The organism is Gluconacetobacter aggeris, from assembly GCF_014174395.1.
Taxonomy (GTDB): Bacteria; Pseudomonadota; Alphaproteobacteria; order Acetobacterales; family Acetobacteraceae; genus Gluconacetobacter; species Gluconacetobacter aggeris.
The window spans coordinates 1-9,682 of record NZ_JABEQD010000026.1 but is presented as its reverse complement, the minus strand read 5'-3'; the positions used below and the strand labels follow the sequence as shown (position 1 = coordinate 9,682).

Annotated in this window: 12 protein-coding genes; 8 read left to right on the top strand and 4 right to left on the bottom strand. The window is 56.4% G+C overall.

Features of this window, described 5'->3' with window-relative positions:
• Positions 1 to 219 (top strand): integrase core domain-containing protein (locus HLH36_RS19065; protein ID WP_182987863.1); only part of this gene is annotated, 219 nt, incomplete at its 5' end.
• Positions 220 to 302: 83 nt separating this feature from the next.
• The gene (locus HLH36_RS19060; RefSeq protein WP_182987862.1) at positions 303 to 656 is read left to right on the top strand and encodes an FAD-dependent oxidoreductase; all 354 of its coding nucleotides are present in this window, start codon (positions 303 to 305) and stop codon (positions 654 to 656) included.
• 38 nt (positions 657 to 694) lie between these two features.
• On the opposite strand, the gene HLH36_RS19055 is transcribed toward HLH36_RS19060, so the two are convergent.
• Complete coding sequence (locus HLH36_RS19055; RefSeq protein WP_182987861.1) at positions 695 to 1,909, bottom strand: MFS transporter; 1,215 nt, start codon at positions 1,907 to 1,909, stop codon at positions 695 to 697.
• A gap of 104 nt (positions 1,910 to 2,013) precedes the next feature.
• Here HLH36_RS19055 and HLH36_RS19050 point away from each other — a divergent pair, with 104 nt between their 5' ends.
• The 4 genes from HLH36_RS19050 (at position 2,014) to HLH36_RS19035 (ending at position 4,952) form a co-directional block, all read left to right on the top strand.
• Positions 2,014 to 2,631, top strand: coding sequence for a TetR/AcrR family transcriptional regulator (locus HLH36_RS19050; RefSeq protein ID WP_182987860.1), 618 nt, complete (start codon positions 2,014 to 2,016; stop codon positions 2,629 to 2,631).
• A 170-nt stretch (positions 2,632 to 2,801) separates the two neighbouring features.
• Positions 2,802 to 3,563: an SDR family NAD(P)-dependent oxidoreductase gene (locus HLH36_RS19045; RefSeq protein WP_182987859.1), complete on the top strand. Its 762-nt coding sequence runs from the start codon at positions 2,802 to 2,804 to the stop codon at positions 3,561 to 3,563.
• Between the two features lie 31 nt (positions 3,564 to 3,594).
• Positions 3,595 to 4,047: an SRPBCC family protein gene (locus HLH36_RS19040; RefSeq protein WP_182987858.1), complete on the top strand. Its 453-nt coding sequence runs from the start codon at positions 3,595 to 3,597 to the stop codon at positions 4,045 to 4,047.
• Positions 4,048 to 4,061: 14 nt separating this feature from the next.
• Positions 4,062 to 4,952 (top strand): aldo/keto reductase, encoded by an 891-nt coding sequence (locus HLH36_RS19035; RefSeq protein WP_182987857.1) that lies wholly within the window; start codon positions 4,062 to 4,064, stop codon positions 4,950 to 4,952.
• An 18-nt stretch (positions 4,953 to 4,970) separates the two neighbouring features.
• Here the strand turns inward: HLH36_RS19035 and HLH36_RS19030 are convergent, their stop codons facing one another.
• A complete protein-coding gene (locus tag HLH36_RS19030) occupies positions 4,971 to 5,435 on the bottom strand; it encodes a nuclear transport factor 2 family protein (protein WP_182987856.1) in 465 nt (154 codons plus the stop codon).
• A gap of 108 nt (positions 5,436 to 5,543) precedes the next feature.
• Between HLH36_RS19030 and HLH36_RS19025 the strand changes: the two genes are divergently transcribed.
• Entirely contained in the window at positions 5,544 to 6,497 is a 954-nt protein-coding gene (locus tag HLH36_RS19025) for a GlxA family transcriptional regulator (RefSeq protein WP_182987855.1), read from the top strand.
• 134 nt (positions 6,498 to 6,631) lie between these two features.
• On the opposite strand, the gene HLH36_RS19020 is transcribed toward HLH36_RS19025, so the two are convergent.
• Both HLH36_RS19020 and HLH36_RS19015 read right to left on the bottom strand, forming a co-directional pair.
• Positions 6,632 to 7,597: an alpha/beta hydrolase gene (locus tag HLH36_RS19020; protein ID WP_182987854.1), complete on the bottom strand. Its 966-nt coding sequence runs from the start codon at positions 7,595 to 7,597 to the stop codon at positions 6,632 to 6,634.
• Positions 7,594 to 8,538 carry an MBL fold metallo-hydrolase gene (locus tag HLH36_RS19015; RefSeq protein ID WP_182987853.1) on the bottom strand — a complete coding sequence of 315 codons (945 nt, stop codon included), beginning with the start codon at positions 8,536 to 8,538 and terminating at the stop codon, positions 7,594 to 7,596. Before HLH36_RS19015 ends, HLH36_RS19020 begins: the two co-directional genes overlap by 4 nt.
• Before the next feature lie 77 nt (positions 8,539 to 8,615).
• Here HLH36_RS19015 and HLH36_RS19010 point away from each other — a divergent pair, with 77 nt between their 5' ends.
• A complete protein-coding gene (locus tag HLH36_RS19010; RefSeq protein WP_182987852.1) occupies positions 8,616 to 9,545 on the top strand; it encodes a LysR family transcriptional regulator in 930 nt (309 codons plus the stop codon).
• Positions 9,546 to 9,682: the final 137 nt, after the last annotated feature.

Sequence of the window (9,682 nt, the reverse complement as noted above, 5' to 3'; positions counted from 1 at the left end):
CAGCAGAACGGGTTCGTTGAGAGTTTCAACGGCCGGTTCCGTGACGAATGCCTCAACGAGCACCTGTTCCGCAACCTGGCCGACGCTCGGACGATCATCGACGCCTGGCGGGCCGACTACAACGCTGTCAGGCCCCACACCAGCCTCAATGGCATGACGCCAGAGGCTTTCGCTCAACACGCAGGCAAGGCATACAACATCCCACAGACCCTAACTTAAATCTGAGGGCATGTTCGGGGCAGGGTCAGGGACCAACAACTTACTTCACTCAAGGAATTTACGAGCCGGATCCAGGGCAGGCAATGTTACTTAGCAAGCGCGGCGTCGTGATCGAACGTACTCCAATTATTTCTCTCATCGGAGATGCTCCTGGTCTGGATGCCGTGAAGCTGGCGGATGGACGGCTCATTGAAGTCGCAGCTGTGTTCACGGTACCGAAAACCAGACCTGCCAGCCCGATTGCCGAGAAACTGGGCTGTATTCTGGAAAACGGACCTACCGGTCCGCTCATCAAGGTCGATACCTGGGGCGCAACCTCTGTGTCCGGGGTCTATGTAGCTGGGGATGCCGCTAGCCCGATGCATAATGCAACGGTCGCAGCAGCGTCGGGTGTCCTGGCAGGTATAGCGGCGCACCAATCTTTAGCCAGGGCGTGATCCCGCGGTAGCGCAATCCGCTGCTTGCCATCGAATACTCAGTTTTCTTTTCCATGCCCGAGCCGATGGCCAGGTCGGAACCCATAAGAACGGGCTTGCCATGCGATCAGGAAGCTTACAGCAGCGAGTGCCATCACAATCCAGGGGAATGACAGAGCTCCCCACGTTTCCAGCAACACACCGCCCAACAAGCCACCGCCGGCTATGGCGCTGTTCCAGACGACCACATTCATCGACAACGCTACATCCGTACCCTCCCCGGCTGCATCAGCAAGTGCCGTCTGGAGCAACGTCGCGGCCCCTCCGAAAGTCAGACCCCACATCGCAACGCCAATCATGATCACCGCAGGCGATGCTGACCCAATTGTAAAAACACCTGCAACAACAACGAATATTGCCAGGCTGACCAGAACGGAAAGCCTCAGGGCATGATCGACCGTACAACTGGTGAGCCAGATGCCTGCAAGGGCAGCGAGACCAAAAAGCAGGAGGATGCGGTCAGCCTCTCCTGCCAGCCCCGCCGGTGTAATGAACGGTACGATATAAGTGTAGAGAACGTTATGCGCGAGCATCCATGTTACCACGACGCCCAGAACAGATCGCACCCCCGGTGTTCGCAGGACATGACCGAACGGCTGGCGCTCATGATGTGCAAGGCCTGGAAAATCAGGAACCTTCGCCAGAACCCAGACAATTAACAGCACGGTGGCGCCCGACATAATCCAGAAGGCCAGTCTCCATCCCACAGCCACGCCCAGCCAAGTGCCCGCCGGAACACCCACAGAAAGCGCGATCGGCGTGCCAACCATGGCGATAGCCAGAGCACGTCCTTGCTGTGCGGGTGTCACCATTCTGCGCGCATAGCCTGCCAGCAAGGCCCAGGCGAGCCCTGCCGCTGCACCCGCGCCATATCGCGCCACGAGGGTCAGGTCATAATCCGTCGAGAGCGCTGTGACGGAGTTGAAAACTACAAAACCAATGATCGCCAGTATCAGAACCTGCCTGCGCCGCCAGCGCTGTGTGGCTAATGTTAGCGGGATCGCAGCACTCAGGGAGCCCAGAGCGTAGGCCGTGACCGTCTGCCCTGCCAAGGCGGGCGAAACATGCAGCCCAGCCCCGATCTCAGGCAGCAAACCTGCAGGAAGAGTTTCAGTCATGATGCAGATGAAGCCAGTCATCGCCAAGGCGAGTAAGCCGGCCATAGGTAATCTGTCATCGGGACTTCTGCGAAGGGGTATCGTCTTGGAGGTCATACGGCTCTCATATATGGATCGAATGATCTATATATGAGAGCGTAAATTCTTGGCAATCACTTCTGGATCACTTAATATGAAAGTCTTTCAAAAGGAGCAGCACCATGGCGCGAACAGGGCGTCCCCGGGAGTTTGACAGGGACAAAGCACTCGATGCCGCCATGACGCTTTTCTGGGCGCAGGGCTACGAACCGACCTCCCTGACACAGCTCAAATCCTGCATGGGCAATATTTCGCCTGCAAGTTTCTATGCCGCGTTCGGCTCGAAGGAAGCCCTGTTTCGCGAAGTGGTGCAGCACTATCTGGCGACCTACGGGCAGGTGATGGCGCCCTTATGGGACGAAAACCTGACACCGCGGGATGCGATTGAACGGGCTTTGCGCGGTTCGGCGCGCATGCAGGCTTCCCGGACGCATCCCTGTGGCTGTCTGGTCGTGTCGGGCGCCAGTAACTGTTCGCCCGAAAACGAAGCCGTTCACGCCCTTCTCGCTGCAGAGCGCCAGCGGACGCGGGTCGGGATCCGGGTCTGCGTGGAACGCGCGCTTGCCCGCGGCGAACTGCGCGATTGTGCAACAACAGCGGCCCTGCCCGATATTTTCGCGACTTTTTTCCATGGCATGACATGCGAAGCGCGGGACGGGATGACGTCAACACATCTGGATGCCGCCATCACCTCGCTTTTGACCTTATGGGATGCCAACGCGCTGCTCACCACGCCGTGAAACGGTCTGCCAGACATTGATGAGCCTGCAACAGGCCAAGCCTTAAGCCGTAAATTCTATATCGACCACTCCATAATTCCTTGACCCTGTTTTGCACGCATATTATGGACCATCCAGTACGGAATTAAATTCCGGAACAAACCGCCGTGTCTCGGCCAAGGAATCCAGTTATGAGCAAACAGGACATCGCATTCATCACGGGTGCCAATCGCGGCATCGGATACAGTATCGCGAAGCATCTGATTGCCTCGGGCATCAACGTGATCGGGACCTATCACTCCAACGAAGACGAGGCGAACGCTGCCGAAGCAGCTCTTGTCGGCGAAAACGCAAAACTGCGCATGCTGAAGCTGGATATCGTGGATCATGAATCGTTCGCGGATTTTTCCGTGCAGGTCAAAGCACTTCTCGAACGGGAATTCGGCCAACAGCGGCTGAATTACGTGGTCCAGAATGCGGGCAATATCATTCACACCCGCTTCGATGCTGCGACATCCGAACAGCTCGACAACCAGTACAACATTCATTTCAAAGGCCCCTATCTGCTGACGGTGGCCCTCCTGCCCCTGATCCGGGACGGCGGTCGTATTCTCAACATCACCTCCGCCGCGACCCGTTTCTACCTGACGGATCATGGACCTTATTCAGCCATGAAAGCCGCTACCGAAGTCATCTCACTCTACATGGCGAAAGAACTGGGAGAGCGGGGCATCACCGTCAATGCCGTCGCCCCTGGTGCGATCGCCTCGGATTTCGGCGGTGGTCTGGTCCGTGACGATGCCACGATCAATAAAAGCCTTGCAGACATCACGCCCCTGGGGCGGGTTGGACAGCCCGATGACATTGGTGCCGCCATCCGTGCCCTTCTGTCTGACGACATGCGCTGGGTGAATGGCCAACGCGTTGAGGTGACGGGAGGCCAGTCGCTATGACACTCAGACATTCACAACCGGGAGAGGCCTCATGATCCACGTTATGGCCAGCAGTGTCATTCCTGCATCCCTTCCCTCTGTCTGGCGGCTGGTCCGTAATTTCGGCGCCCTTGGACGCTGGTTGCCGGGCGTCAGAAGCTGCGTGATCGACCGCAATGAGTCCAGTGACCGCGTCGGCGCAATCCGCCTGGTTGAGATGGGGGATGTCGGACTCATCCGCGAACAGCTTCTGGCGCTCTCCGACGTGGATCACACGGTCACGTTCTCGATCGTTGAATCAACCCTGCCGGTCCGGAACTATCGCTCTACAATCAGCCTTCTTCCCATAACGAAGAGCGACCACACGTTCATCCAATGGCAGGGGCAGTTCGAGGCCCCAGCCGAACATGCCGCCAGTATGGAGGCCCGGATGCCGACACAGATCTACCAGCCAGCTTTCGACAGACTGGCCGAGATACTGGCCTCAGAGACGACATTGTCATGAAGGAACCTAAACCCATGATCCAGCCCCTCTCTAACGCTTCCCGATCAGGCACATTCAGGATTGGCGGCGATCTCGGCATCAACCGGCTTGGTTTCGGTGCGATGCGCATCACTGGCCAGGGTATATGGGGACCGCCCGCCGATCACGACGAGGCCATCCGCACACTGAAGCGCCTCCCAGAACTCGACGTCAATTTCATCGACACGGCGGATTCCTATGGTCCGGACGTCTCCGAATGGCTGATCAGGGACGCTCTGCATCCCTATCCCAAAGGCTTGGTCATCGCGACGAAAGGCGGCCTCACCCGCTCCGGCCCCGACATCTGGAAACCGGTCGGACGGCCGGAATATCTATTGCAGCAGGTGCACAAAAGCCTGCGCAACCTCGGCGTCGAGCAGATCGATCTGTGGCAACTCCACCGGATCGATCCCAGAGTGCCGGCAGACGAACAATTCGACGCAGTCCGTTCCTTCATTGATCAGAAACTGATCCGTCATGCAGGACTGAGCGAGGTCTCTGTCGACAACATCAAAACAGCATCGAAATTCTTCGAGGTCGCGACCGTCCAGAACCGCTACAATCTCGTCGATCGCACCAGTGAGGACGTACTCGACTACTGCACGCAGCAGAACATCGGGTTCATCCCGTGGTTCCCTCTCGCCGCCGGCAACCTCGCCAGACCGGGATCCATATTGGACACGATGGCGAAGAAATACGGCTTGCATCCAAGTCAGATTGCTCTCGCCTGGGTCCTGATGCGCAGCAAGGCGATGCTTCCGATCCCCGGCACGTCCAAGGTCGCCCATCTGGAACAGAATGTCGCGGCTGCCGACATCACACTGTCCGATGAAGACTTCGCGGCGCTGGACGCAGAAGGCCGCAAGGCGTTCCAGTCAACGCCTTAAAGAAGCGCGTCCGGACAGTTACAATCCCATTGTCGAAAGACCGGGGTGACTGTCCGGACGCCGTCCCTCAGGCCACCGGAACAGGCGGTCGGTCGCCGAAATGGGTTGGTCGTTGATTGACGCTGCGCGGTAACGCATCAACCCGTTTTCATCGAACTCCCAGTTCTCGTTCCCATGGGACCTGAACCACTGTCCGGCCTGATCCTGCCACTCATAAGCAAAGCGGACCGCGATCCGGTTATCCTGAAAAGCCCAGAGTTCCTTGATAAGGCGGTATTCCTGCTCGCGCTCCCATTTGCGCGTCAGGAACGCCACGATGTCCTCTCGTCCGTGGATGAATTCCAGGCGATTGCGCCACTGGCTATCGGTCGTATAGGCCTGCGCCACCTTTTCAGGATCCTGGCCATTCCAGGCATCTTCCGCGAGGCGGACTTTCTGAGCAGCAGTTTCAGCATTGAAGGGAGGCAATGGGGGTCGGGACATAGGGAGTTCCGCCTCTGGTTCGGGGACGGATCACAAGTTGATCCGAGACCTGTCAGTGTTTTCCAAAAGAGTATTTGACGAAAGGACAACGATCCCTCATTTCAAGCCATGGCCAGACAGATCGGTATTCTTCTCTATCCAGACTTCCAGTTGCTCGACGCTGCCGGAGTGACGGCAGCCTTCGAGATTGCCGGAGGATTTGGGGAGGCTCCATATGAGATGACGCCCCTGTCCCGCCATGGTGGTCTGGTCCGGTCGTCTTCCGGGATGGCAATCGAGACGGTTCCGCTCACGACGGCAGGGCAGTTTGATACGCTTGTCGTTGTCGGAGGCGAAGGCCACAGGCAGGCCATGAATTGTCCGGAATTACAGGCCTTCATCCGATATCAGGCGACCACGGCGCGGCGGATATGCAGCGTATGTACCGGGACCTTTCTGCTGGCGGCGGCCGGAATGCTCGATGGACGCCGCGTAACGACGCACTGGCAACAGGCTGCAACTCTGAAAGCACTGTTTCCAGAAGTCATGGTTTCGGCCGATGCCATTCATGTCCATGATGGCCCGGTCTGGACGTCTGCCGGCATCAGCGCTGGCATCGACATGGCTTTGGCGTTGATTACCGAAGATCTTGGGGCCGATATTGCCCGTCGTACGGCGCAGCAAATGGTGGTGTTCTATCACCGTCCCGGAGGACAGTCCCAGTTCTCGGCACTCCTCGAGATGGCGAGCCCTCAGGAACGTTTTGCCGATCTCCTGGGATGGATCCGATCCAATCTAAAACAACGCTTGACCGTAGACGTTCTTGCAAGTCAGGTCGGAATGAGTTCGCGAAATTTTTCACGCAGTTTTCGAGTAGCCGTGGGGATGAGCCCCGCAAAAGCAGTCGAACGACTGCGTCTCGAAGCCGCACGCGAGCAGGTGGAGAGATCTACCCTTCCTATCGAAGTCATCGCCGCCATGACGGGCTTTCATGATCCCGAACGGATGCGACGCGCCTTCCTGCGTGAGTTCCATCAGCCGCCTCAGTCTATCAGGCGAAATGCCACTGCCAGGGCGACCTGAGAGTGCTCATTTTCCCTGGACGAGAAAGCAGCTCGTTTTGCAAGCAATCCCGATGAGGTCCACTTCAATGATGGATCGCGTCTATCCCGCTAGAAGAGGTCAAACACGCGGCAGATCAGGACACTTCCTAGAATTTAACCCTTTGAATGAGGGGCAGCCCGCAGGAAGAGCAGAATTCCTTCAAGAACCTGCCATCGGTTCCTTTCCATAACCACCATATGCGTTCCTTCCCCAATTTCTACCCAGCGACGATACGATGCGTTGAGAAAACGTGAAAACAGGTTCCCCATCTGCTGAGTGGTTACGTCTAAATCCCACTCTGCATGAAGCAGAAGAACCGGGACCGTGATCTTTTCGGGACTGTAAAACGCCTTCCCTGCGGACCAGTAGTCACGGACATCCTGAATCACACCCGCAGGTGCCCGGATCACTCCACCCTGCTCTGCGGGATCGCTCGCAAGAATAACTGCGGCCCACTGTTCAAACCACCCTGCCGGCAGAATCTCTTCGCGTTTCTGCTCAGGTGCGCCTTCAAGCCAGCGCTGGCGAAATGCCTGAACATTAAAGCGTCGATATGCAGGTACAGGACCACCAGGATCCAGACGAGAAACCCCGTCATTGATCCATTGCGGTGCAATCAGCGTTAATTTCTCCACCTTGTCATTGTGAACAGCCGTATAGGCGCCGGTAACCGTGCCCCCCCAGGACATTCCGATCAGGCAAAGACGTGGGATGGCAAGCGTTGCGAGAAGATAGTCAACAGCAGTACTCAGATCGCGTACTGCTGTTTCGGTCCTGACCTGAGGCAGGGCAGCTTCAGGTGCACCTCCCATTCCATCAGGACGCGTTGATCCTCCGAAACCCCGTACGTTAAGCGCATAAACATCGAACCCTTCCTGAGCGAGGAGATCCATGAATGCGCCCTCCCCGACAGGCACATCGAAAAGACTTTCTGCCGGCAGTGTCGCGCCATGCATCAGCAAGATAGTGCGCTGTGAACCAAATATCTGGATGTCTGCACGTCGTTTATGGCGCAGATGAAGTGAGATATTGGCCGTATCACTCGGGATGAACAGGTTTTCCATAAGCAGATTTGTCATCTGACGTCTCCTACATTTGGTTGCGCAAATTCCCATGCAAAACCTTCTGGACGACGCCTTACATATCCGGCACCCGTTTCCGCGAAATGACTGGTAAAGCAGAGACTCCCGCTTTCTGCCGCTTCTTTAAGAAACCACCGCCGCGAACGCTCGGCAGGGTGAACGAATTCGCAGTAAACGGACCGCAGATCCGGACGATAAACCTGCAAAGGATGGTGCATGACATCTCCTGTAAACCACGCCTCTTCACCATCCGACCGCAACCGGATCGAGGCATGATCGATGCTATGACCGGGAGTAGGATGAAAGGAGAAACCTGCAAGAACCTCTTGACCGTCAATGGTAATCGCCTCTCCCAGCCCTGCCTCGATAACGGGGAGCATGCTGTCTGTGTAGACACGTGGGAGTGGGCGATGATCCGGGCACCCTAAGATCTCTGGAGGCAGGTCTGGAGCAGGGTCAATACCGTCATTGCTGGCGCCGTATCGGGCCTCAATCCCTGAGAAAACATGACGGGCTTTCGGAAAGGTCGGCACCCATTTTCCGTTGTGCAAACGCGTATTCCATCCAACATGATCGGCATGAATATGCGTATGCAGAACGGTATCAACCTGCTCCGGTTGTACGCCTGCGACTGCAAGATGTTCGAGAAACGACGTATGCAGATGATCCAGTGCCGGTGCGGCAGGTAACGGCTTGTCGTTGCCCGTAGCGGTATCAACCAGGATATTGAGACCAGCAACCTGAACAAGCCACGCATGAGTTCCCTGCGCGAGCCCACCGGTCACGGGGTTAAATGATCCTGGCGTCAAATACGGACCGAATATTGCAAGTGCCTCAGCGTCGATATCCGGATACAGTTTGTGAGGGCGCGCGTTATCCCAATGAAGCTCGGGAATACGCGTGACACGGGCGTCACCCACTTGAAAAGCTTCTGCCATGATTGACTCAATGCGATTGTTTTACGTCGCATCAGACGTTAGGGTGCGCGCGCACATCATACAAATCGATTTGATATATGAAACCCATTGATCATTTCAATCTTCGCTCTTTCGATCTCAATCTTCTGATTGCTTTCGACGCCCTCGTTTCAGAACGCAGCGTCACAAAGGCGGCACGACGCCTTCGCATTCAACAACCCGCAATGAGCCATGCACTCGCCACCCTCCGAATGTTACTGGGCGATGATGTGCTCGTCAGAACCGGTGCTGTCATGCAGCCGACCGCCAAAGCGTCAACCATGGCATCACATGTCGCGGAGTTGTTAAGGCAGGCTCAGCACATCCTGATGTCTGAGGAACAGTTTGATCCTGCGACGGAACAGCGCATCTTTCGTTTCGGCTTTTCGTCCGAACTTGAAGTCTTTCTAATGCCTAAACTGACGGCCTATTTGCAACGGCATGCACCTGGAATACGACTGCTGTCACGTGGATCTCCTCGGAGCGAGGTCTATACATTACTGGATACGGGCGCGCTGGATATCGCAGTGGGGTGTTTCGATTACAGTTTGGGACGCCATTGTGGGGTATCGTTGTATGAGCAGTCTCTCGTCTGCTGCTTCAACCCGAAGCTGATCGGTCCGGATGCTCCAATCACGGTTGAGCGTTATCTTGCATTGCCCCATGTTCTCATGACTTTGAAAGATGACATCCAGGGATGCCTGTCAGACGCACTGATGCAGATTGGTCAGGAACTCAACGTGGTTCTCGCTGCATCAGATTTTCTGACGGCACTTGCTGCCGCAGCGGCCGCACCCGTTCTGGCTACGCTTCCCAGCCGGATCGCTCAGCAGCATGCCGCGCATTTCGGTTTGGCAATCCATCCCGTTCCACTGGACCTGCGTATCCCGGCAGTATCGATGATCTGGTCAGCCCGGAGTGATCGTGATCCTGCCGCAGTATGGCTGCGCGATGCTGTCGCATCAGTATTGGGTAGTCATGTAAAATGAGATTTTTAATGAGCGCTCAAAATAGCTAAGCTGGACTTTGGCGGTTTTGAGCGTTGAATCGAATGTGAAGAAGCGCCGGGTTTCCTGTGCGCCAGTGGTCGGGCGAGTCTCTTCTGCGAAGGAAGCAGGAGATGAGC